At 59.6% G+C, this 23,734-nt stretch carries 18 protein-coding genes; 10 read left to right on the forward strand and 8 right to left on the reverse strand.

Features of this window, described 5'->3' with window-relative positions; translation table 11 throughout:
* The first annotated feature begins 168 nt into the window (after positions 1–168).
* Entirely contained in the window at positions 169–1,443 is a 1,275-nt protein-coding gene (locus HFL01S_RS24610) for an ATP-binding protein (protein ID WP_245644755.1), read from the forward strand.
* Positions 1,444–2,706: 1,263 nt separating this feature from the next.
* On the opposite strand, the gene HFL01S_RS07885 is transcribed toward HFL01S_RS24610, so the two are convergent.
* The gene (locus tag HFL01S_RS07885) at positions 2,707–8,022 is read right to left on the reverse strand and encodes an NACHT domain-containing protein (RefSeq protein WP_169802320.1); all 5,316 of its coding nucleotides are present in this window, start codon (positions 8,020–8,022) and stop codon (positions 2,707–2,709) included.
* 804 nt (positions 8,023–8,826) lie between these two features.
* On the opposite strand from HFL01S_RS07885, the gene HFL01S_RS07890 reads away from it, so the two are divergent.
* Positions 8,827–9,297, forward strand: coding sequence for a thermonuclease family protein (locus tag HFL01S_RS07890; RefSeq protein WP_245644756.1), 471 nt, complete (start codon positions 8,827–8,829; stop codon positions 9,295–9,297).
* A 20-nt stretch (positions 9,298–9,317) separates the two neighbouring features.
* Here the strand turns inward: HFL01S_RS07890 and HFL01S_RS07895 are convergent, their stop codons facing one another.
* From HFL01S_RS07895 to HFL01S_RS07905, 4 genes are all read right to left on the reverse strand, one after another.
* Positions 9,318–9,608, reverse strand: coding sequence for a hypothetical protein (locus HFL01S_RS07895; RefSeq protein ID WP_157538806.1), 291 nt, complete (start codon positions 9,606–9,608; stop codon positions 9,318–9,320).
* Positions 9,605–10,045, reverse strand: coding sequence for an HAD domain-containing protein (locus HFL01S_RS25040; protein ID WP_157538807.1), 441 nt, complete (start codon positions 10,043–10,045; stop codon positions 9,605–9,607). Before HFL01S_RS25040 ends, HFL01S_RS07895 begins: the two co-directional genes overlap by 4 nt.
* 466 nt (positions 10,046–10,511) lie before the next feature.
* A complete protein-coding gene (gene yfcF, locus HFL01S_RS07900) occupies positions 10,512–11,129 on the reverse strand; it encodes a glutathione transferase (protein WP_066257080.1) in 618 nt (205 codons plus the stop codon).
* Between the two features lie 86 nt (positions 11,130–11,215).
* Positions 11,216–11,890: an SOS response-associated peptidase gene (locus HFL01S_RS07905; RefSeq protein ID WP_066257082.1), complete on the reverse strand. Its 675-nt coding sequence runs from the start codon at positions 11,888–11,890 to the stop codon at positions 11,216–11,218.
* A 46-nt stretch (positions 11,891–11,936) separates the two neighbouring features.
* On the opposite strand from HFL01S_RS07905, the gene HFL01S_RS07910 reads away from it, so the two are divergent.
* The 4 genes from HFL01S_RS07910 (at position 11,937) to HFL01S_RS07925 (ending at position 15,256) form a co-directional block, all read left to right on the forward strand.
* A complete protein-coding gene (locus tag HFL01S_RS07910; protein WP_066257084.1) occupies positions 11,937–12,377 on the forward strand; it encodes a LexA family protein in 441 nt (146 codons plus the stop codon).
* Positions 12,378–12,405: 28 nt separating this feature from the next.
* The gene (locus HFL01S_RS07915; protein ID WP_066257086.1) at positions 12,406–13,716 is read left to right on the forward strand and encodes a Y-family DNA polymerase; all 1,311 of its coding nucleotides are present in this window, start codon (positions 12,406–12,408) and stop codon (positions 13,714–13,716) included.
* 295 nt (positions 13,717–14,011) lie between these two features.
* Positions 14,012–14,398 (forward strand): hypothetical protein, encoded by a 387-nt coding sequence (locus tag HFL01S_RS25045; protein WP_157538808.1) that lies wholly within the window; start codon positions 14,012–14,014, stop codon positions 14,396–14,398.
* 60 nt (positions 14,399–14,458) lie between these two features.
* On the forward strand, positions 14,459–15,256 hold the full coding sequence (locus HFL01S_RS07925; protein ID WP_066257092.1) for a hypothetical protein: 798 nt from the start codon (positions 14,459–14,461) through the stop codon (positions 15,254–15,256).
* Between the two features lie 135 nt (positions 15,257–15,391).
* Here HFL01S_RS07925 and HFL01S_RS07930 read toward each other — a convergent pair whose 3' ends face one another.
* Both HFL01S_RS07930 and HFL01S_RS07935 read right to left on the reverse strand, forming a co-directional pair.
* On the reverse strand, positions 15,392–16,207 hold the full coding sequence (locus tag HFL01S_RS07930) for an ATP-dependent nuclease (RefSeq protein ID WP_066257094.1): 816 nt from the start codon (positions 16,205–16,207) through the stop codon (positions 15,392–15,394).
* Positions 16,207–16,833, reverse strand: a complete 627-nt coding sequence (locus HFL01S_RS07935; protein WP_084383154.1) for an AAA family ATPase — start codon at positions 16,831–16,833, stop codon at positions 16,207–16,209. The genes HFL01S_RS07930 and HFL01S_RS07935 overlap by 1 nt, the downstream gene beginning before the upstream one ends.
* 725 nt (positions 16,834–17,558) lie before the next feature.
* Here HFL01S_RS07935 and HFL01S_RS07940 point away from each other — a divergent pair.
* Genes HFL01S_RS07940 through HFL01S_RS07955 form a run of 4 tightly spaced genes read left to right on the forward strand, consistent with a single transcriptional unit; the run spans position 17,559 to position 22,526 of the window.
* Positions 17,559–19,187 (forward strand): DNA internalization-related competence protein ComEC/Rec2, encoded by a 1,629-nt coding sequence (locus HFL01S_RS07940; RefSeq protein ID WP_369407713.1) that lies wholly within the window; start codon positions 17,559–17,561, stop codon positions 19,185–19,187.
* A gap of 45 nt (positions 19,188–19,232) precedes the next feature.
* Positions 19,233–20,672 carry a circularly permuted type 2 ATP-grasp protein gene (locus HFL01S_RS07945; RefSeq protein WP_066257100.1) on the forward strand — a complete coding sequence of 480 codons (1,440 nt, stop codon included), beginning with the start codon at positions 19,233–19,235 and terminating at the stop codon, positions 20,670–20,672.
* A 12-nt stretch (positions 20,673–20,684) separates the two neighbouring features.
* Entirely contained in the window at positions 20,685–21,644 is a 960-nt protein-coding gene (locus HFL01S_RS07950; protein ID WP_066257104.1) for an alpha-E domain-containing protein, read from the forward strand.
* A gap of 45 nt (positions 21,645–21,689) precedes the next feature.
* Positions 21,690–22,526 carry a transglutaminase family protein gene (locus HFL01S_RS07955; RefSeq protein ID WP_066257106.1) on the forward strand — a complete coding sequence of 279 codons (837 nt, stop codon included), beginning with the start codon at positions 21,690–21,692 and terminating at the stop codon, positions 22,524–22,526.
* A 1-nt stretch (position 22,527) separates the two neighbouring features.
* On the opposite strand, the gene mltB is transcribed toward HFL01S_RS07955, so the two are convergent.
* Positions 22,528–23,634, reverse strand: coding sequence for a lytic murein transglycosylase B (mltB, locus tag HFL01S_RS07960; protein ID WP_439648600.1), 1,107 nt, complete (start codon positions 23,632–23,634; stop codon positions 22,528–22,530).
* Positions 23,635–23,734 lie beyond the last annotated feature (100 nt).

Below are 23,734 nucleotides of genomic sequence, written 5' to 3' on the forward strand. Positions count from 1 at the left end.
TTCAAAAGACCAGATGCGTCCAGCGCTTAACAACCGCCCGCCAACGCGTTGCAAGCTATCGGTGGCTCATTTATTGGAGATAGTATGGCTATAGTGGAAAGCGTGGACTTTGAAGATGCCCACCGTAGATTCCGACGGGTAGCGTTGCTTCATTCAGACCGACCGCCAATGGAGCAGTTTGAGACTACGCTTATCACGGGTCACAATGGCTCCCACAAGAGTACGCTGCTTAAGCAACTCGTAACTTCCTTAGTGGCACCTCGTAAACAAGACTTATTCTCGGAGCGCAACAGGCTCCTAAATCCGGATGCGCACCAAGTTTTTTGTCTTTCTGGCTCTGCTGCAGACAGATTCCCGTCAAAGGAACGTCCGCAAGGTATCCGCAGTGAATTCGATGTTCCCCATTACACCTATATAGGACAGCGAGTTGGCAACAACCTTTTGAGTCGAAAGGCCCCTCTTGAAACGATGCTCGCCTTTTCTTTACATCCGCGGGCTGAAAAGCGCTGTGGATGGAGCTTCTTTTCGGATGCTCATCGGCATGCTGGAATTATTCCGGCTTCAAGATACATCGTAGGCTTTAAGTCGGCCAATCGAGATACAAGAGCTTCGTTGGAAAATTTGGAGGAAAACCTCAGTGCGATTTCTCCTGAAACAGACGAAGTACGGTACGGCAGGCGGCCATTCCCGAACGTATCGTTTGCGATGGCAAGATGGTTACTAAAGGAATTCTCTCCTGAGGAGTTTTCCAATCTTCGAATTCTGCTTCAACAGCGCGCTCGCTTCGACATTGGACTTTCTACCCAGGGTGCTTATTGCGAAAGCACCACCCCCAATGTGCTGAGGCTAGGTCTTCTGTTGGACATTCTTCGTTTACAAGAGGTACATGTCCGTTCTCTATTAAACGACACGGAGTTCTCGGCGTTTGAACTAAGTTCCGGCGAGTACCATATGTTCTCGACCATTCTTGCGATAGGTTTTGGGCTTGATGAACAATCCGTCCTTCTGATGGATGAGCCTGAAAATAGCCTCCATCCACAATGGCAAAGGGACCTGATGGACACAGTGTTCAGTACATGCTCCAAGGTTATGCGCGATGGGCATGTAATTGTCTCCACGCATTCCCCCCTCATCGTCGGTTCAGCGTCCCAGGGCAGCACGGTGGTAGACATGACGTTAGTAGAACCTCAATTGAGCGTGGTTTCGTACGGCGCGTCATCGGATGAGCTTCTTTTGAATCAGTTTGGGGTTGGGTCAAGTCGAAACAAAGTTGTGGTTGATAGAGTGCAGTTAGCAGTTTCACTTGTCGAGCGTGGGGCATTTGACGCGCCTGAATTTTTGGCTCTGATTCCAGAGTTAATTAATATTCGAACTGCTCTTACCGAGGGCGACCCGATGGTTGAGGTGATTGATGCGCTCTTGGGAGGGGTTTCGAACAAATGAATATTGGGTTCGAGCGCATAAATCCGGTTCCTCTTTATCTTGCGGGAACGACGCAGGCTTTACTCAACGCATACACGTGGACGTCAAAGGCACGGATTGTCACTGATTTCAAAACTGAATTGAAGCGTAACCTCAGAACGTGTCAGTTCGGTCGTTGCTGCTTTTGCAGACGACTCCTTTACGACGATTATGCTGCTCAACTAGAGCATTTCGTCGACAAAGATTCATATCCCGAGCATCGTTTCGAGATTCGCAACCTAGCAGTTTCTTGTGGAACATGCAATGTAAAGAAGAACGGGTACTTCTCAAAATGGATGGCTGGATACAGGCGGCTGACCAACAATCCTAACGCGATACGTATTCCGGTATTTTCAATTCAACTTAATTCCGGTGCTCAGTTTCCCACCAATTCGGCAGATTTCAGATGGGTCAATCCATATGTTCATAATTACTCGGACCACATTGCCATAGCTCGTGGTTGGGTATTTACTTGGCATTCCCCTACAGGGCGAAGAACAGTCCGTGGACTCCGGCTGAACGATTTGGCAGAGGTTGAACTACGCGCACTGAAGGAGAAACTTGAAATGCGAGGAGGCATGCTCTCGATGCTTGTAGCATCTATGTCCGAACTGGAAGTGCATCGAGCACGAGACATCGCGAGGGTCGTTGCAAAAGTGATTACCCGTCGTCGTAACGCTCGGAATTAGTTGGGTCGATGCAGGGAATGGAAATAGCTTTCATTGACTGAGTCTGCTGTCAGTCATCTATGTCTTTGGGACGGCGCAAATATGCAAAGGCCTGCTACCAGGAGGTATCATGTTCCGCCAGGGGTCGCTAGCTTGAGTGACATCGAGAGCCTACTATGTCGAGTTCGTAAGAAGTCTCTTGAACTACGCGTTCTCAGTGATTTGCCCCTGTAGAGAGACCAAGCTCCTGTACTGCGGGTACATGAATCAATAACAGATAGCTTCAAAGGTATTTGTTGCTCTCAAACACGGTCGGCGAATAGAGTCACATTCAGATTGAAGGAGCGCTGAATGCTGGCCCCAGAGTGGATTTGTGATGACGGAACTGCCATCTCATTGGTGAGGATGAGCACTGCACACATTTTGAATGCGCGGGCCTACCTGCTGACTGGAACTGGACCGTACGGGTCGATGCTTCGCACCGAATGTTCTGGCTTCACCAACGCACAGTGGGTTCGCTTGTTTGAGGCAGAGATTCTGCGTCGCCTAAGAGCAGCGTAGTCGGCCCTGCCTTGAACTAGCTAGCGATGCGTACGGAACGGAAGACCTCACTAAGTTGCACAGCAGCGGCGCGCCTGTCGCCCATGTCTACGAGCCTGTCGAGTGCACGCAATAGTTTCTGCGCCATCGCCAAGGGCATCGGCTGCTGCCGCTCGCTGAAGCGCTGAATCAGCCCAGACAGCCGGCCTGGAAGTTGCGTACCCCGCCATCCTGGAGGAGTTCCCTCTCCGACCAGAACGTAGTCAAGGTTGTCAACGAAATGCTGAACAGGGTAGTGCTCCAAGCTGCTTTCGCAAAGGCTCACCCAGGCGCGGGAAACCAAAGGGGCAGACCCGTGGGCGGAAAGTATTGGCTCAAAGACGGAAATCACAACTCCAACTTCGGTCCAGTCTCGGTTGGCGAAGCGAACCGCCCCTCCAGCGTACCCAAGGTCGGCGAAGAACAAGTGATTGACTATGGTGACGAAGTCCAGCTTAGAGTGTCCGTCGTGTCTGAAGTGTTCCCAGCCCCGATGGGTTAGAACGCGCTGCGCGACAGCAGTGAGCAAGGGTAAGGCGTTCCTGGGAATCTTTGGGCTGTCCATCACTTGACCAATCAGATGGGCTGTGAATGGCTGAGTGAGGTTGGTGAACGCCTCATCATTGGCGGTCATTGCCGGTTGAAGGAAACGTCGCATTCCTTCATCCAGAGACACCATCAGCGAAATCCGAGCCAAGAACTGATATAGATGGTGACACCACTCAAAGTTGTTGGTTGCGAAGTCATCGTCAAGTTCTCGCCCGCTTCTCGCCCATGAAGGCGCGATTCGCTCGATGGTCCACTTGGCCAGGCCCTCGCACCAGTCAAGAAACATCGCCTCGTGTGCTTGGTTCGCCAGTGCGGCTTCAAAGGGGATGACCCGCAGTACCTTCTCGAGGAGTGAGGTGTCGACGTCCAATGGGTTGACACGCCACTCGGTATTGACGGTGCGGCCACGTCGCCCGCGTGCTTGAACAGCCTCGCCTTCGGGAATCGATATCCAGGGCTCAGGCCATGTGGGCATCGGGCTGGCCACAGGCTTTCCATCTTGCAGTCTTTGTAGTTCCTCGGTGACCGCCCCCTGAATTCGTACTTGGTACGGTTCTTCTGGTTCTCCATCTGGACCATACGGCACTTCCAAGAGCGCTAACGCTGTAGCCAGTCTTAGCGCTGCCCACGCGATGTCCGGATACCGCGGCCAGGCACCCAGTAAGGCGCCAAATGCCGCGACTGCGATTTCCTCGTAGGGATGGGCGCAAAGCTCCGTGAGGAAAGACTGCAGCGGCTTGACGTCATCATCGTCTCCAGCAACCGCAAACAATGCCCCCAGCCCCTTGGCGGCGTAGAGCACCGGATGGTGCATGAGGTTCACGCTGCGGGTGAAAGAAGGTTGCTGGCCCTTCGGCGTCTGCGCAGCACGAGCGCACACTTCACCCGCCCATTGGAAGTGCGCCTCTGCCTTCTCAAGCAAGAGGATTGCAGCTACACCAGCAACGGCCGATTGCCGTTGGTATGCCAGCTCCGTGTGTATATGTCCAGTGGCGAAAAGGCCTTCGGAATCGAGTTCCTTTGCTGCTGTTGCAGCAGCTTCAAGCGTGAGTGACGCCTTCAGCTTGCCGTCGTCAAAGTAGGAGTGGGCCCAGTTCAGAAGAGGGAGGTAGCGCCCCATCTCGCTTTGTCGGGCTTGTATCGCCTGAATGTCCTTGCCCGTTGCCTTGGGATTCTCGTGGGAGATGACGACCTTGGATTCATCCGGGCTGAGCTCTGCGCGATAGTTCTCCTGCTTGCCTAACTCCACCCATATCTCTGCAGTTCTTGCGAGGTCAGAACGTATGCCAGCGTTCGTTCGTTGCTCAGCGTAGTCAAAGGGCAAGTCCCCCGAGAAGCCTTGGATGGCCGCAGCAGCTAACCCACCTAGCTCTCCTCCTCTAAGCACCATAAGAGTGGCGAGCGAGCGGATTTCTGCACGGCGTACCGGTCTTTCATTGCCTTCCTTCACCGCCATGCCGTGAGGTTTGTCCTGCGGCTTGCTGAACCCGATAAGGTTCGCAATCTGCGACATGTCCTGCACTTGGCGCCGAATGTCCCAGTGCCAAAGGCGCTGATTCGTCGCAATAGGCAGAGTTGTCGCGGAGCTGTGCTGCTCCTGCAGAGCGATGGCAGCGGCAACAGCAAGGGCGCCCACGGACTGGTGCCCTTCCAAGACGGCTTTGAGGACGTCGTCAACCGGCGTGCCTTTCTCAAGTTCTCGGAACGCCCAAGCCTCAAGAGCCATCCAGCCTGAGTTGACGGTCGATGGCCCGAAATATCCACGTGCTCCCAAGTAGAGGCGGCTATCGCCCCAGAACACTTGCCTGCCCCACGGAAATTGCATGACGAGCGGGATAGGTGTTCCATCCTTCTCGTGCGAGAGCCGGTGCAGCTGGCGCCAAGACCGAGTGGCGTGGTTGGCTACCTCCCGAACCAGTCTTCTACCCTGGTCCGGTGCTTGCAGCAGTAGAGAGTGGAAAGGCTCCCTAGTAGGCGCCGAAGGGAAGAAAGAGTGTTGGTCGTCGATGGAGAGATGGTTCCATTCAAAGTGGCTGAAGCTGTTTGACACGAGGAAGTCGCGTCCTCGCAGCTCCTTCTTCACAATGACAGGAAGTCGCTTGCGGACTACGGAAAGCGTGAAGTCCGCCAACTCCTCTGGGCAAGCGCGCGAGAGAAATGGGGCATGTGTGAAAACGGACTGAACGGCCTGACGTGGCATTCGTTCTAGTCGGCGCAAATCGCGGAGGTACTGAGTGACCAAGAAGCGCTGGGTGAGCGAAGAGTTCAGCACCAAAGTGCGCAGCGCCGACTCGAGCTCGTCCAAGCCATCCCACCTGTCCTCAATCTCGGCCCAGACCCCGCGGTCCGTCGAGAACTCCCTTCGATGCAGTTGATGCTGGAGGTGGTAAAGCCAGGCGAGGCAGGTCTGAACGATGCGCTCGGACACCCGGTTTCGGTTTTGGGAGAACCTGTTCTGCCAGACCTCGAACGCCGAGACCACTTCTGGAATCACACTGGTTGGGATGTCTGAAGCGTGGTCCAGAAGCCAGTCGCAGAAGCGAGCCCAGGCTGCGACGTCCGACGGGTGTCCCAACATGTCCGCATACAGCATGCGCTTGGCGAGGTCGAGGTCAGGAGCGTCTGAGCGCTCGAGAACTGCCGTATTCGGCTTCGTCTTTTCAGCTTGGTACCAAACGACAACCTTGCGGACCCGCGAGTGGGCAGTGTCGAGCATCGCTCGGTCGAAGGCTGTGGAGTACTGCGCGAACGTCTCCAGGGAGAACGGCCCAGCCATCCACGCGCGCAGCCACTGGGAGCGAAGTCTCTGATTGCCTTCCAGGGCGGCCAAGTGGTTGGACCAGTTCTCGCCGTGGGCAAGCTCCGACTGGGAGAGCAGCTCGACGACCCGCCCGAGCGCCGGCGGCTCTCCAACTTCACGAATTACCTCTGGCCAGGCACCATCCGCCCGGACCAGGTGCTGCAGGAACGCCCATTCGAAGAAGATGTCGTGAGAGAACTGCACGGTATGTCCGCGTCTGACAGGTCGAACAATGCCGTCCGCCTCGAGTTCGGCGAGCGCCTGAGCATCGACATCGGCTATGGGGATACGCCTGCCAAGTTGATGCGCGCCAGTCTTGGCCAGCTGCACCAGGGCATTTCGCCGGTGGCCAACCCGCGTAGGGTCAGCGCCGTAGCCGCCGCGCTCCCACCACAAAGCTGCAAGGTCGACCTCGGAGGTAGCCTGTGCGTTCGATGAGTCAACCTCCTTGGCAAGCACGGCCGCGAAAAATGGCCTACGAACGACCGCGCGAACCGAATCACTGCCGAAAAGCAGAGGTCGAAGGGCAGGCTTGGCGCGCGCGAGAGCTTCAGCTTCCTCGTCGTCGAAAGAGTCAATGGTCTGCGTCCGCACTCCACTCGAGAACAGACTAGCTGGCAACCAAGTGCGCAATGGCTCCATACCCGTGTCGCGCACGGTGGCCACGACGCACCATCCTGACAGCAAGGGCGAGGAACTGATGGTGTTCAGCAGGTCCAGGATGATGCCTCGGTGTTCTACCTCCACACGGTCAATACCGTCGACGAACAGCACGCTGGAGCCAGACGCGGAAAGCTCGACTAGGAGCTCCTCCAAGTTGCCGTACGTCATGCCCGCAGCGGCGGCATACTGCGGCCACGTACTCCCCCGCAGACGGTCGGACTTTAGAAAGAGGACAGTTCCCGAGGCGGCGAGTTGCTCGACAGCCGAGCGGAGAACGACTGACTTGCCTGCACCTGGCAAGCCGCCAATCTGCACAAAGCCAGGCGACTTCGCAGCCTTGACCACCGCTTGAACGCAGGTGTCGCGCGGCACACTCAGGTCAGAGATGCAATTCGTGATTTCGGAAGCGGCAAGTCGACTCTCCTGCTGTATTGCTTGCAGTGCTCTCTGCGCACTCGGCGCCCCAGCAAGCCGGAATGCACCGTTTAGACGAGAGACCAATGTCTTACGGTCGTACCCTGCAGCGCGCCCTTGCGAAACGCGCACCAACGCTAGCAACCGGCGCCACAGGTCGTCGGCGCGGGGACGGTCCACTGGAGCAAGGGTAGTGGCAAGGCCTGCTACTGTCTGCGCTTCAGTCGGTGAGCCTTCGGTCAGCAAGTCCAAGCGTATGAGGACAAAGTGACTCAGTAGCTTGTGGGTGGTTGCATCAATTTCGCTGGGCGTCACTTTAAGCGAGAGGATTTCACGAACCGCCTCGAACTGTGTGAGCTTGTCTCCCGCGGCGCCATCGGTCTGCAGCTTGCGGACGAACTGTTCCGAGGTGCTTTCTGCCCGCGCCCACTCACAAAGCGTCTCAAAGCTCCTCTTGGCTGCGTCCGAGATTTCGCCGGCGATGACGCACACCCTGTCCAACGAAACCTGAAAACCCGCGTCCGAGAGCGTTTCATAAGCGTGCTCAATCGTCACTCGGAAGTCAGTGTTCGTTCTCGCAGCGCTGATTACCAGCTTGCGCTTGACCTGGGCGCTAAAGGCTATCGAGACGTGGTCGGCTCCTTCTGCCCGAATGATGAGGTCGTCCAGAGGCTGCCCGAACGAACCTTGTTGCACCGAGACATGTGTGACTACGCGGCCCGGCAGGCCCGGCGCTGTCGTCTCGCAGAGCAACGCTGCTGCGTATACGGAAGCAACCGCATCCTCAAAGCTGAAGCCTTGGCCGCCAGTCAGTTCAGGCGAAGTTCCATTCGGTGCTTCCTGCGGTGCGCCAGGTGTCTGCTGCCCTGCGGCGTCGTTTTGGGTCATCATTAACTACCGAATCAGTGGCGCAACTGATGATGGTACCTCCGCATCCCGCGGCCTATCCCTTTCACGCTAAAGCTCCCAGTCGGTCACTAGGCCTGTTGTCAGATGGCTCCTCGCTCACCAAGGTCGAAGACAGATAAATTCAAAGCATGGGTCGACACAATGATACGGAACGTTCACTTCGCACGCAGACTACAAAGAGGGGTGAGTCACTGACAGAAAGTCGCTTTGAAGAGCTGCTCAAGAGTGCGAGCAGCTTCTTCGCTGCGGCCGAAGGGCATTCCGATGAAGAGCGTCGCGCAGTGATTCTGGAAATCAACGCACTCATGAACGAGTACGGCTTAACAGTGGACGATTTCCTTTGAACGGGGCAAGTTCAAGACACGAGACTATTAGAGGGCGGCGAGCCTCCTCTCCATGCCGTCACGCTCTCAAAGTGACGGCCGCAACCGTCACAGACTATCGTGCTCGACTTCTGCATCTGAGCCAGTTCGTTGCGGACGATATCGTGGTGGTAGCTGGTTGAGCCACAGAAGTTGCAACAGTTGGCGGGGCGGGGTTTGGTGCTTTGCATGTTGGTCTAATTGTGCAAGTCAGAACACCATTTGCTACCGACATGGAGGGAATTGCCCGAGATTTGCAACCAGTGTCTCCGTCCCTCAGATGGGAGATGACCGGCTCAGTTCAACCTAAGACACTTCCTGGGAGCTTCGCGAGAAGCTCTCCTCCTTTGGCACAAGATGTGTCTTTCCTTGCCCGGTCCTCCTGGGCATTATTTTTCTAGGTTTTATGAAGAGTGTGTGGGTGTCCGCTTTCGTACTCGCTGCATCTTTTGGCGTGCATGCCGACGTGATTTCGGGAAAGGTTGTGCGTGTGGCTGATGGCGACACCATCACCGTCTTGGACGCGAACCTGCAGCAACACAAGATTCGTTTGGCTGGGATAGACGCACCCGAACGCCGGCAAGCCTTTGGTCAACGCTCGCGCGAGTTCCTTGCTTCGATGGTGGCGGCGCAGCAGGTCGACGTCGAGACAGAAAAAACTGACAAGTACGGCCGTTCTGTGGGCAAGGTGATTTTGGAGGGGCGGGACGTCAATCTGGCTGTTGTGGCAGCTGGTCTTGCTTGGCACTACAAGGAATACGAGAACGAGCAAACTCCCTCTGACCGAATGCTGTACGCAAGTGCTGAGCAGGAGGCGCGCAGATTCCGAAGGGGACTGTGGTTGGACAACGCACCGGAAGCCCCTTGGGACTGGAGACATAGCGGGCGATGAGGAATGCCCAGGTGCTCGCTTTATCGCTTCTTGTCTGAAGGCGCGGTCTTCAAGTTGAACTCCACTGCGTTGGATATTGCTCTCAGAACATCCACGAGGTCGTCACGACGGTCGGCATATCGCCACCAATGCGGGTCCTGACGGCGCTGAGCGTCTTGCAGCATGTCGTCTGCGTCGAACAACAGGTCCTCGACCCGCCTAAGCAGAGCTCCTGCGCTGGTGATGTCGCAGACCCCAATCTGCTCTGATTTGATTCGTTCCAGGTCAAGCTCCCGCAAGCCGGGTGTGCATGTCGGTGGCTCGGTTTTCATGGGGTCTCGTGAGCCTGAACTGGGGATGTCGACTGCAGCCAGTTCTTGATGGCGGTTTGAGCCGTTTCGTCCGAAATTCCGCGCTGAGGGTTGAGCAGCAACAAGTTGACCGCTGTGCCGGTGAACTCTTGCTTGTCGTCATCGAGTACCAGATGATGCCGAACACGTCGATTTGCCTGGAGCACCAGCTCTATCGATTGTTCGCGGGGTCCGCGCGGCGCACTGCCGACAAACTTCGGTCCCAACGGCCCGAGTAGTGCTCGCAGTTCTTGGTCGATGTACTCGTAGCGCCAACTGGAATGAACAACTATGTGTACGTCGGGGTGGCCGACGAGCAGAGATTCAAGTACAGGTAGCCAGCAAAATCGGCGCCCCTCGGGAAGCTCCGCATCAAGGGGATGGAGGACCCCATCAAAGTCGGTGAAGACCAGCCGCATCGAAGTCGCTTTCAGGTGCAGCTTGGGGTGGAGGATTTGTACTTTGGCTCTTGCCCGTCCTCTTCGTCGCGCGTCCTCGTGGCACCCGCGTGCCTGTTACCCAGCAGCCCTGCCGAATGTTTGGACGCAAACCCATGGACTGCATCATCAAGTAAGTGAAGGAAATCGTGTGGGACAGGCTGTTGCGCAGGCATCGCGCGACTGTACCCAGCAGCTGCAGTCTTGTCATCGTGTTCTAGTAGCAATAGCAACTGCACTGCCAGTGCATGGTGTGTCACCAGTCGTCCGGGCAGGTCATGCTCGCGGACAAAGAAGGTCCGGAAGACGGGGCATATTGACGCTAGATATGCAAGTGGTGCCTACCTGCGTGGAGCAGGCTTTCGGGCTTGGCTTTCGATACTCAAAGAGCAATGGTCAGTACATCGCGTACTGGCCGTTGGTGAATCAGTCAAGTTGCAGGCCGCGCTCAAAGTGCCGGTCGAGGGAACCGTAGCCACTCCTGCACTGCAGCAAGCTGCCACTGCCTGCGCGCGTAGCGGGCCAAGGCTTCGGGGACTAGGTCGCCATTGAGCACTAGGCGGTTGAGCATGACGGTCAGGTCCAGGTCTGCGATGCACCACTGACCAAACAGGTGGTCCTCGCCGTGCGCGAGCAAAGCAGAGGCTACCTGCAGCAGCTTCTGCGCAGCCACTTCGCCCGCAGGGCTGAGCGGCGAGACGGTAGGGCCGTAGAAGATGACTTCAGTCGACCTGTCTTGCCGCAGAGCCAGTAGGTCGCTGCGCAACCAGGCCTGAACCTGCCGTGCGCGTGCTCTGGCCTGTGAGGAGGAGGGATACAGCCGAGGTAGGGGGTGCAACTCTTCGAGGTACTCGGCAATGGCGGAGGACTCCGAGAGGGCGAACCCGTCGCAGACCAAGGTGGGCACCCTGCCGGTGAGCGAGGTTTCCTTGTAGTCAGGGGTGGCGTTCTGACTTGCTGCAAGGTCCAGTGGCACGACCTCGAACGAGAGGCCCTTCGTGCGAAGTGCAACGAAGGCGGAAAGCGCATACGGGGATGCGAATTGGGAGTCTACGTAGAGGAGCACGGTGGGGTGAATTTCTCTTGAGCTTGGAGGGTTGAGTCAACGTGGCGTGCCCACACAGGAGCGAAATCGCTGACCAAAGCCGCGTCCTATCGCTTTTTCTTGCCGCGGTCTGGGTCTGGCGTGGAATACAGGAGATGCGCTGGGTACTGGCGCATGAAGTCCATCGACTTTGACGGTGCCGCGGTCAGCCAGTCGTCGTACTGGTGCTCGTGCAGGATGACGACCATGCGCTTCTCATCGCCGGGCTTGTGAAAGTGCTTGAACAGTTCGTGGTCGTCAGCGTTGACGGTGAGCATAGTGAAGGTCAGCAGGTCCTCGCCTGATTCCAGCCGTTTGGAAGCCCACAAGCCCGCAACACCCATCGGCAAGCCATCTTTGCGTCGGATTTTGGTTGGGATGGCTCGCCCGGAACGCCAGTCCGGCTCGACCACTGCCTCTACCGGAATGATGCTGTGCTGCCCCTTGCGCCAGGCTTCCCTGAAGCTGGGTTTCTCAGCCACCGTCTCAGACCTGGCGTTGTAGGTACGCCGGCCGAAGGCAACTTCGCCAGCCCAGTGCGGAACCAGTCCGAACAATCCCACCATAGCCTCGCGAGGAGGAACAGCATCGTCACCTACGTCAGCATTCGGGTGGCGCCTTACGAATGGCGCTTGGTAGGTCGGCCAGACATCAGTGCGCAGGTTGGTTCCGGGGGGCAGCTCGACACCGAAGTGCAGTCGAAGGCGTTCGGTGCTGTTGCAGGCGTCGTAGTTAGAGCACATACGGGCATTCTGGTGCGCTCAGGGTCAAAGTACGTATACTGTACATATGAACAGTATATCGGTCAGTTGCACACCTCGGCCGCTAGCGGCCGTGCCGCTGTTGTTGCCCATGCCAGAGACAAATGTGCAGGCCGGGTTTCCGTCTCCTGCCGAGGATTTTGCGGTCAACCGCCTGGACCTGACAGAAATTTTGGTCCGGCATCCGCAGGCCACTTTTGTCTTGCGGGTCGCTGGCGCCTCGATGCGGGACATGGGCATTGATGACGGGGACCTGCTGGTCGTTGACCGGGCTCTAAAGGCTGTCCATGGACACAATGTCGTCGCTGTGGTGGACGGTGAGTTCACGGTCAAACAGTTGCACCAGCGCGCGGGTCGGATGAAGCTCAAAGCCGCGAATCCCACCTACCCAGACATCGTGCCCAAGGATGGTCAGACCATCGAGGTCTGGGGCGTTGTCACCAGCTGCATCAAGCGCTTCGTCGCCTGAGCCGGCATCCAATGCGAGGGATTTCATCGTGTTTGCGTTGGTCGACGGAAATAATTTTTACGTGTCCTGCGAAAGGGTGTTCCGCCCTAGCTTGAACGGGCGCCCGGTTGTGGTGCTGTCGAACAATGACGGTTGCGCCATCGCTCGCAGCAATGAAGCCAAGGACTTGGGCATCACGATGGCCGCGCCCTGGTTCAAGATTCGGCACTTGGAAGAGTCGGCTGGGTTGGTGGCCTTGTCGGCGAATTTTGTCCTCTACGGGGACCTGAGCGACCGTGTGATGACCCTGGCAGCGGGGCTTGGACCTACTCAAGAAATCTACTCAATTGACGAGAGCTTCGTCGGTCTTCAAGGAGTGAGTGGTGACCTGGTCGCTCGTGGCCGCAAGGTGCGCGAGCGCATCCTGCAGTGGACAGGCATCCCAACGTGTGTCGGTATGGCGCAGACCAAAACGTTGGCAAAGCTTGCGAATCACATCGCCAAGACCGCTGAACGAAAGCCCGGCAGCTATCCGGCAGAGTTTGCGCAGGTTTTCAACATGGCGGCGCTACCGGCGCAGGACCTGGACGACGTGCTGCAGGCTACCGACGTAGGCGAAGTGTGGGGTGTAGGTCCGCGTATCTCGCAGCAGCTCAGGGATGGTGGTATCCGAACCGTACTTGACTTGACCCGGATGGACCCTGCTACCGCGCGAAGGGGCTGGAGCGTGACTTTGGAGAAGACTGTGCGCGAGCTACAGGGTCATTCATGCATCGACTTGGATGACGCCCCTGGTCCGAAGCAGCAGATTGCTTGCACCCGGTCGTTCGGCAAGCCTGTCCACCAGCTTGCCCCGTTGGTTGAAGCGGTGAGCGAGTTCGCGGCGCGCGCGGCGGAGAAGCTCAGGACGCAAAGCAGCCTTGCCACGCAGCTGATGGTGTTCATGCACACCTCCCCGTACAGGCCTGGGCCCCAGTGCTCACGCAGCGTTGTGGTGCCCCTGCGCCGACCCACTGACGACACTTTGGCATTGGCAAAGGCTGCTGAAGAAGGCATGCGCTTCATGTACATCGCCGGTTTTCAGTTCATCAAGGCTGGCGTGATTTTGGTTGACCTGCAGCCTGCGAGCGTGCATCAGCGGGAGCTGGATTTGGGCGACTCCAACGAGCAGCAGGCAACACGTGACCGGTCACGACTGATGGCGGCAGTGGACGTCATCAACACTCGCTTCGGCAAAGGCACCGTGCATTCGGGCGGCACAGGCAAACCTGGGGCCAATCGAGTTTGGACGATGAAGCAAGAGCGCAGGACGCCGGCCTACACGACTTGCCTGGCCGATGTGCCGGTGGCGAGGGCATAGTCTCCTTGCCTCGGCTCGATTAGGGTAGGTGATGTCTCGGAGGTAGGCGTGGTTTGTAGCGTATCCAGGCTGTCGTCGTGCTCATGCAAGCGTTCGCTCAGTAGCGTATCAGCGTATGGAATAGCGATTCGGGTCTGGTCCATAGTGCGACCACGCCGAAACCGTTCGTGTTTGCCGGGGTATCATTTTTGCTTGGTCCGTTCAACGGACGCACTCAGAACGTCGAATGAGGCCTTCAGTTCACCGCATTGCTGACCCGGTACTCCATTCTCTTGACGCACGAGTCCGGCGTGGTGTGCTGCGCCGCATCGACGCAATGGAGCGGGAACTTGCCTTCATGGCGGAGCGCGAAGACGATAACGTCAATTTCATTCGAAGACGTGGCTGGAGTGACGAACGTCTGCAGGTCCTCTTCGTCCTGAACAGCGTATATCAGCAAGTCCTTGGACCAATCCAAGCAGCAGCAAAGGAGGGACCCGAGGGACTCGGCAGCACCATTCCGGTCAGACATGGCACAGCGTCGTTCAGTCGAAAGACAGCAGGCAGCGTGAAAGTTGCAATGAAAGATTTCATGGTGATGGTCGACACGCTCAAGCTACAGCGGAGCTGGCTTCATTCCAACACTTGTGGAGATGTGGTGTTTGCCGTTGCCACATTCGAACGCGAGCTGGAGCGAGGCTGAGTCTTGGTAACCACGGCATCCCCGGCAGTTCCAGCTTGGCTCGCGACGGCCCAGGACCTCATGACTAAGTTCGCGGCCAATCACCAGCTCGTGCTCAGCGCAACTGAGCGGCAACTCTCGGCGGCATTCGAAATCGCCTGCCTGCATGCGCTCCTGCGCTTCTACAAGCGTCAGGGTTACACGCTTACGCTCGAGAACCTGAAGGCGAACGAATACAGATACCTGACCTCGCCCTCCGGCAACCCTGCCAACTTTTCGTACGTGACCCTCAGTGGCAACGATGGCGAGTTCGAAGTGCGTCAGCAGGTCCGCGTCGAGTCCCATGTTGCATCGGACATTAGGTTCACACCTGACATCCTGGTGCTGTTGAAGGACTCCCCTATCGACGCGGCCACCAACGCGGACTTCGCTGCAGGGAAGCGCAAGCTCTTTTCAGTCAAGAGCGACAAGGTCGTGGCTGCGCACGAGTGCAAGTCAATGAATCCCTTTCCGGAATTGATGGTGAGCTTTGTTGGCATGCTGGTCACGGCGCACAGTTGGTACCCCAACGGAGCAGAGGTTGCGCCGGCGCCTAAGGGACACCTCGCGCCGACCTTGTTCGTCGGCGGCACAGCCCGGGCGCTGCACCTCAAGATGATTGCCGCAATGGAGGCTTCATACCGACTCAATATCGTCGTCGGTATGCACTCGGGAACCTGGAGTTTGAAGTCGGCCAAGAACAGGCTTTTGTGGAATGGTTCGAAGGCGGCGGGAAACCCTCCAATAGCGGGCGCGACCCAGTCATCGGGAACCACTTCGATGCAACCAGCCGCCCCTACCAAGGCGAAGAGCGCCAAGAGTGCCGTTGTGGGAAAGTGAGTGCCTTATTCACGCCCATTCCACGGGTTTGATGTCAATAAGGCTGTCACAGACGAAGAGCCCGTTAAGTGTCGGTTGCTGAGAAGCACTGCGTCCGCATACAAAGGAGGTTGCAAAGGTACTCCCAAGGCTTGGTCAAGCCTGATACGCCTTCTCCCAGCAAGCAGTCAGTGCCGCGTAAATCACGGGCATGTCCTGCTCAAACTGATTCTGGGTGATAACTGCGCCGAGAGCTCTTGCGAGTTTTGTCTTGTTCGTCAGATTGGGGAATTGGGCGCGTACCGCCGCGGGGTAGTAGTCTTCCAGCCCAGTCGTCGGAAGCATGTGGGCACGGTTGTTGTCGCGGATGTCAGTGTTTTGGTCAAGAAAGGCAGAAAGCCTTGCCTGCTTGTCTTGACCTGTTGGGGCGTCGAACAGCAAAACCGCGCACCGGCGATAGACTGGCGAGTCCTTTAGCGGCGCGTAGCATTTCATCAACGCCGCAAGATATTGGGCCTGACGCTCGTCATCCCCATTTGCTGCCACGACATGAATTTTGGGCTTGTCGAGGTAAAATTTGGCGCAAACCGCTTCGATGAAAAGGACCTCGCTCGGACCTTCGACGACCAAGAAGTTCGCAGGCAGCAAGAGGTCTGTCGGATTCCCGCCGAGCAACTCGTAGACCGTTCGAACCCGCTCCTTCTTCGTCATTGGGGTCACGGAGGTTGCCCCGTCTTCCTTCTCTACGACAAACTCTGCTTGCCCCGCGTTTGTGTCTGAAAGGAAGACTGATGAGTGGGTTGTGATGAATACCTGGTCCACATCCTCAGTTAGGCTTGCTAGTGCGTTCTTTAGCTGGCGCTGCGCCGCTGGATGTAGGTGAAGCTCAGCCTCATCAATAAAAAAAATGAACGACTTTCCAAGAGCCTCGTGACGACGCGTGTCTGCATGAGCCTTGATGATTGCGAGCATCAGCGCTCGCTGGTTTGTTTCAGCAGCTTTCGAACATTTGAATCTGGAGACTCAAACAGCTCTTCAAACTTCTGTTTGAACTCAACATAACGGATGTCCTGCTCTAGCGCTTCCGACACAACGCTGCTGAGCATCTGACCAATGGGTGTTGTGGCCTTGAACGCTGAGACCTCCTTGAGGTTCTTATCCGTCAGGACGAACTCAAAGCGAGGGATGCAGTTGTTGAACGCACTGTCGACGCCAACTGGCTGCTTTTGCCATTTCCCTTCCTTTGAGTTGTAGACATAGCGTGTCTTAGCATCGACACTGGTACGACGAACGCTAAAGACATCGTCTTCGCCAACGATGTTTCTCAACTTCTGTTGATTTTCCTTGTTCGAGATTTGCTCAAGACCAGCTTGAACCTCTGAAAACGCAATCTCAACGACGATTTCATCACCTTCAGCCGCCCCTGCGTGTCGTAGGTCGGCCAGGTCACCCTTTCCCGAATAAAACCATTCGATAGCTTCGAATAGGTTCGATTTGCCGTGGTTGTTTCGGCCGACAAGGATGTTGAATCCACCAGGCTCAAAATCCACGTTTCGCAACGAGCGAAAGTTTTTGATTGACAGCTTTGAGATTCTCATTTTTGTTCCCTTGTGACGATTATGTCCAAGTCCCCCAGAGACAAAAACAAACGTGCATATTACAGTTTGTTTGAAGCCTGAAGTCGACTTTGCCAGGTATACGACGAACTGGCGTCGGCTACCAGAGTGCTACTTTATTTCGCAAAGCGACCTATAAGCTGATGCTTCGCTTGCTGCGGTATGGATGTATCCCAGCTGTCGGTCTGATTGCACAGCTTTACCTCTTCACGTTTGAAAACCCCCCTTCGTGCCCCTTTGGGTTCGCCGCATTCCTCACGCCTGAAAACATTCGCACCTTGGATGTGGCTGGGGAACTGGGAAGTGGCCCAGACGAAGCCGGTCGTCGACTTCGTTTTCTAAAACCTAGGCATTTGTACTTGCTGTCGAGTATGGATGATGCCGAGAGGTCTGAAGACCTCAGCCGGACACTTTGTGATGAGGTATGCACTCGGAGCGACTATTTGTTGGAGAGGGCTCGTTCTGGAGTTTTCTGGCTTGCTGATGCCATCACTACGCTTCTCATTGTTCTCGAAATATTTGCGTTGATACGAGTTTCGCGATGGCTGTTGAAGGCGTTCTCTCTCTTGCGCACCGACTTGTTTGTGGTTGCTTTTCGTCTTGAGAATGCTGCAGTTACCGACTTATTGTTGAAAGCTGCGCCTAAACCGACTGTTTGTGCTTCACACCGAGTTGAATGTTGAAGCCCACAGCGCAGCGACTGGACCTTGTTTCGCGACACGGGTGTGGCTCATCTGATGAGCATCTCCGGTCTTCATGTCACCGTGTTTGCATGGCTGGCCACGGCGTGCATCGGCTGGGGCTGGCGGCGCTGGGCCCATGTGTGGCCGGGCGTGCTGCTGGCCGTGCCGGCGCCGCGGGCGGCGGCCTGGGGTGGTGTGGCGGCCGCGACGGCCTATGCCCTGTTTTCGGGCTGGGGTGTGCCGGCGCAGCGCACGGTGCTGATGCTGGCGCTGGTGGTGGGGCTGCGTCAGGGCGTGCGCCAGTGGCCCTGGCCCCTGGTCTGGCTGCTGGCGATGGTGGCGGTGCTGGCGCTCGACCCCTGGGCCCTGGTGCAGCCGGGGTTCTGGCTCAGCTTTGTGGCGGTGGGCATCCTGTTCGCCTCGGGATCGCGGCAGAAGGCGGGGCCGGTGCGCCGGCTGCTGCGCGAGCAGGCGGTGATCACGGTGGCGCTGGCGCCGCTGGGCGTGCTGCTGTTCGGTCAGCTCTCGCTGGCCGGCCTGGTGGCCAACCTGCTGGCCATTCCCTGGGTGACCGGGGTGGTCACACCTCTGGCCATGCTGGGTGTGGTCGTGCCGCCGCTGTGGGATCTGGCGGCGCTGGCCGTGCAGGGGCTCGTGGTGTGTCTGGAATGGCTGGGCGGCTGGCGCTGGGCCACGCTGTTCCGGCCCATCCCGCCGCTGCCACTGGCGCTGTGTGGTGTGGCTTGCGGGCTGTTGCTGGTGTTGCGCCTGCCGTGGTCGCTGCGCTCGGCTGGTCTGGTGCTGCTGGCGCCGATGCTGGTCTGGTCACCCAAGCGGCCCGACATCGGCGAGTTCGAGGTGCTGGCGGTCGATGTGGGGCACGGCAGCGCGGTGCTGGTGCGCACGGCCGGCCACAGCCTGCTCTACGACACCGGTCCGCGCTACGGCCCCGGCAGCGATGCCGGCGACCGGGTGGTGGTGCCGCTGCTGCGCGCCCTGGGCGAAGCACCCGACACGGTGGTGGTGAGCCACCGCGACAGCGACCACTCGGGCGGCTCGGCCGCGGTGCGCGCCGCCTGGCCGCGGGCGCGCTGGCTGTCCTCGTTCGGTGAGGGCGAGCGCTGCCTGGCCGGCCAGCGCTGGCAGTGGGACGGGGTGGACTTTGAAGTGCTGCACCCCACACCGGAGCACTTTGGCCCGGATGGACAGGGACGGCTGCCGAGCAACGCCATGTCCTGCGTGCTGCGCGTGGGCAATGGCCGGCGCTGGGCCTGGCTCAGCGGCGATCTGGACGCCGAGCGCGAAACCCGGCTGGCGCTGGCGCAACCCCATTTGCGGGCCGATCTGCTGCTGGCACCGCACCACGGCAGTGCATCGTCCAGCAGCCCGGTGCTGCTCAACACCCTGCGACCTTCGGTGGCGCTGGTCCAGTCGGGCTACCGCAACCGCTTTGGCCATCCGTCGCCGGTGGTGCGGGACCGGTACAACGCACGGAACATGCGGTGGGTGGCATCGCCCCAATGTGGTGCGGCTCTGTGGCGCAGCGATGACCCTTTGAGCGTGCAGTGCCACCGGGACACCGTGCGCCGTTACTGGCACCATCCGGGTGCGCCCGTGGCGGACGATGGCGATGAGGCAGACCCCGGCGGGTGACCACTGGCCCGCTCCTTGCTATGCTGGGTACAGGAGAAAAAGCCCATGAGCCGACCGATGTTTGACGAAATGAACGCCTCGCCCAGCGAGGTCCGGGCCCACTACCTGAACTACGCACGGTGGCTGGCACAACAACCCGAGGAGGTCATGGCATCGCGCCGCGAAGAGGCGGAAATGATCTTCCGCCGCGTCGGCATCACCTTCGCGGTGTACGGTGCCAAGGACGAGGACGGCGCCGGCACCGAGCGGCTCATCCCCTTCGACCTGATCCCGCGCATCATTCCCGCGCACGAATGGAAGAGCATGCAGGCCGGGCTGGTGCAGCGCGTGACCGCGCTCAACCGCTTCATCCACGACGTCTACCACGACCAGGAAATCATCAAGGCCGGCCACATCCCCGCCGACCAGATCTTCCAGAACGCCCAGTTCCGCCCCGAGATGATGGGCGTGCAGGTGCCCAGCCAGATCTATTCGCACATTGCAGGCATCGACATCGTGCGCGCGCCGAATGCACAGGGTGAGGGTGAGTACTACGTGCTCGAAGACAACCTGCGCGTGCCCAGCGGCGTGAGCTACATGCTGGAAGACCGCAAGATGATGATGCGGCTGTTCCCCGAGCTGTTCGGCCAGAACCGCGTGGCCCCGGTGGCGCATTACCCCGACCTGCTGCTGGAAACCCTGCGCGCGGTCAGCCCCGCCACCACGGCCGAGCCCACGGTGGTGGTGCTCACGCCCGGCATGTACAACAGCGCCTACTTCGAACACGCCTTCCTGGCGCAGCAGATGGGCGTGGAGCTGGTCGAGGGCCAGGACCTGTTCGTCAAGGACAACTTCGTCTACATGCGCACCACCCAGGGGCCCAAGCGCGTGGACGTGATCTACCGCCGCGTGGACGACGACTTCCTCGACCCGCTGGTGTTCCGCCCCACCTCCACCCTGGGCTGCGCCGGTCTGCTGGGCGTGTACCGCAGCGGCAACGTGACCATCTGCAACGCGGTGGGCACCGGTATCGCCGACGACAAGTCGATCTATCCCTACGTGCCCAAGATGATCGAGTTCTACCTGGGCGAAAAACCGATCCTCAACAACGTGCCCACCTTCATGGGCCGCAACCCGGACGACCTCAAGTACATGCTCGACAACATGGCCGAGCTGGTCGTCAAGGAGGTGCACGGCGCCGGCGGTTACGGCATGCTGGTGGGTCCGGCGTCCACCAAGGCCGAGGTGGACGAGTTCCGCGCCGTGGTCAAGGCCAAGCCCGACGGCTACATCGCGCAGCCCACGCTCAGCCTTTCGACCTGCCCGACCTATGTGGAGAGTGGCATTGCGCCGCGCCACATCGACCTGAGGCCCTTCGTGCTCTCGGGCAAGGAGGTGCAGATGGTGCCGGGCGGGCTCACACGCGTGGCGCTCAAGGAAGGTTCGCTGGTGGTCAACTCGTCGCAGGGCGGTGGCACCAAGGACACCTGGATTCTGGAAAACTGAGAAAGACACGACATGCTTTCGCGTACCGCCGACCACCTCTTCTGGATGTCCCGCTACACCGAGCGGGCCGAGAACACCGCGCGCATGCTCGATGTGAACTACCAGACCTCGCTGCTGCCGCAGTCCGCTGCGGTGGCGCAGGTGGGCTGGCAGGGCCTGCTGTCCATCAGCGAGCTCATGCCCAGCTACACCGCCAAGTACGGGCAGGACATCACGCCGCGCAACGTCATGGACTTCATGGTGCGCGACGAGTCCAACCCGTCGTCCATCGTGTCATGCCTGCGCGCGGCGCGCGAGAACGCCCGTGCGGTGCGTGGCGCGCTGACCACCGAGCTGTGGGAGACGCAGAACGCCACCTGGCTCAAGCTGGCGGGCTACCTCAAGTCCAGGGATTTCGAGCGCGATCCCGGCGCCTTCTTCGAATGGGTCAAGCACCGTTCGCACCTCTCGCGCGGTGTGGCGGTGGGCACCATGCTGCAGGACGAGGCCTTCCACTTCTACCGAATGGGCTCCTTCCTGGAGCGGGCCGACAACACCGCGCGACTGCTGGACGTGAAATTCCATGCGGTGCACAGCGATTTCTTCGGTGCCGCCAGCGAGCAGGATCAGGAGTACGACTTCTACCACTGGAGTGCGATCCTGCGCTCGGTGTCCGGCTTCGAGGTGTACCGCAAGGTCTACCGCGACGTCATCACGCCCGAGCGTGTGGCCGAGCTGCTGATCCTGCGCCCGGACATGCCGCGCAGCCTGGCCGCCTGCATGAACGAGGTGGTGGCCAACCTGAGCGTGGTGGCCAACGAGATCTCGGCCGAAACGCAGCGCCGCGCCGGCAAGCTCAAGGCCGACCTGCAGTACGCGCGCATCGACGAGATCCTCTCGACCGGCCTGCACGCCTTCCTCACGCAGTTCCTCGACCGGGTGAACGAGCTGGGTGGCCGCATCAGCCAGGACTTCCTGGTGCCGAGCCACTGATCCGGACGGGTACCATGCGGGTCCCCGGCGCGAACCGGAGCCTGCATGAAACTCGTCATCCACCACCACACCCGTTTCCGCTACAGCCAGCCGCTGCTCCACACGGTGCAGTCGCTGCACCTGTGGCCGGTCAGCAGCGCCTGCCAGAGCGTCGAGCACTGGGAGCTGCGCGTACCCAGCACGCTGTGCAGCCAGCCCGACATTGAGGGCAACCGCGTGCACAGCTTCTCGCTCTCGGCACGGCCTGAGAAAAATCTGCGCGAGAACAGCGTCACCGCCCGGGGCACGGTGGTGACCCATGGGGTCGCGGAGTTCACCGATCCACCAACCCTGCCGCCGCCGGGCTTCTACCTGCGCTCCACCCCGCTGGCCGAGCCGCACCCGCGCATGGCCATGTGGGCCCTGCAGGCGGTGCCTGGCCTGGTGGCGGCGCGTGCGCGGGGCGAACTGCCGAGCACCGCCGACCTCGTGGCCCTGGCCGCTGCCGTGGCCGACAAGGTGCAGTACCGCAAGGGCAGCACAGGGGTGGAGACCACCGCGCTTGAGGCCTTCGACTGGGAGCTGGGCGTTTGCCAGGACCAGGCGCATGTGATGGTGGCGGTGTGCCGCAGCATCGGCCTGCCGGCGCGCTACGTCAGCGGCTATTTCTACGCCGCCAACGAGCCCGATCTGGCCAGCCACGCCTGGGTGGACGTGTGCGTGGACCCGGTGCAGCGCCGCTGGCTCAGCCTGGACGTGACCCACCGCTGTCCGACCGACGAACGCCACATCCGCCTGGCGGCCGCCACCGACTACAGCGCCTGCACGCCGGTCAAGGGGCTGCGGCGCGGCGGGGGAGACGAGGACATGGCGGTGGACATCCGCATCGGCCCCTGGAGGTGAGTCACTGTCGGCGGTTGACCAAGGCTTCGATGGTCTGGCCCAGCTCGATCACCGCCAGGGCGTAGTAGCTGCTCCAGTTGTAGCGCGTGACCACGTAGAAGTTGTCGGTGCCGGCGAGGTAGGTGGGGGCCGACCCGCCATTGGCCGGGTCGCCGTTCTGCAGCTCGATCAGCGCCAGCTTGCCGATGTGCTTCTGCCCCTCGGCGTCCAGCACGGCGCCCTTGGCGCCAAAGCTCTCGGCGCTGAAGCTGGGCAGGATGTCGGGCGCGAGCAGGGCATCCTTGTCCAGCCTGCTCAGGTCGAAGCTCACCGGGTAGTGGGTCGGCTGGCCGGGCTGCCAGCCGTAGGCCTTGAAGTAGTTGGCCACCGAGCCGATGGCGTCGACCGGGCTGTTGAACAGGTCGATCTTGCTGTCGCCATCGAAGTCGATCGCGAAGCGCGCCCAGCTGCTGGGCATGAACTGCGGCCAGCCCATGGCGCCCGCGTAGCTGCCGCGCAGGGTCTGCGGGTCCATGCGGGTGCGGTGGGCCAGGCTCAGGAACTGTTCCAGCTCGCTGCGGAAGAACTCGGCACGGGCCTCGGCGCGCGGGTGACTGGCCGGGAAGTCGAAGGCCAGTGTGGCCAGCGCGTCGATCACGCGGAAATTGCCGGTGTGCTGGCCATACAGGGTCTCTACCCCGATCACGCCGACAATCAGGCTGGCGGGCACGCCGAACTCGCGCTCGGCGCGTTCCAGGGCTGCACGGTGGGTGTCCCAGAAGCGCTGACCAGCGCGCAGCCGCACCGGCTCGATGAATCGAGCGCGGTAAGCGGCCCAGTTCTTGAACGCGGCGCGCGGCGCGGGCAGCGACAGCCGGATCACGGTGGGTTGGCGGCGGGCGGCGCCGATCTGTTCGCGCACCCATAGCGGGTCGAGACCGCGGCGCTGGGCCAGATCGTCGGCGAACGCCATGGCCACAGGGGACTGTGCGTACGCGGTGATGTCCACCACCGGCGGCGTGGCCTCTGGTGTGGCTGGCGGTGGCGCGTCAGGCAGGGGTGCAACTGGTGGTGTCGCCGCTGGCGGCGGCACGTCCAGCAACGGTGCCGGGGGCAGGGCGGGGGGCAGCTCGGTGGCCGGTACGACGGTGGGTGCGACGGGTGAGGTCTCCACCGGTATCTGAGCCTGCACCTGCGCGGCCGCACAGGTCAGAGACAGGGACAGCAGC

Origin of the sequence: Hydrogenophaga flava NBRC 102514 (assembly GCF_001571145.1) — a bacterium.
Lineage (GTDB): Bacteria > Pseudomonadota > Gammaproteobacteria > Burkholderiales > Burkholderiaceae_C > Hydrogenophaga > Hydrogenophaga flava.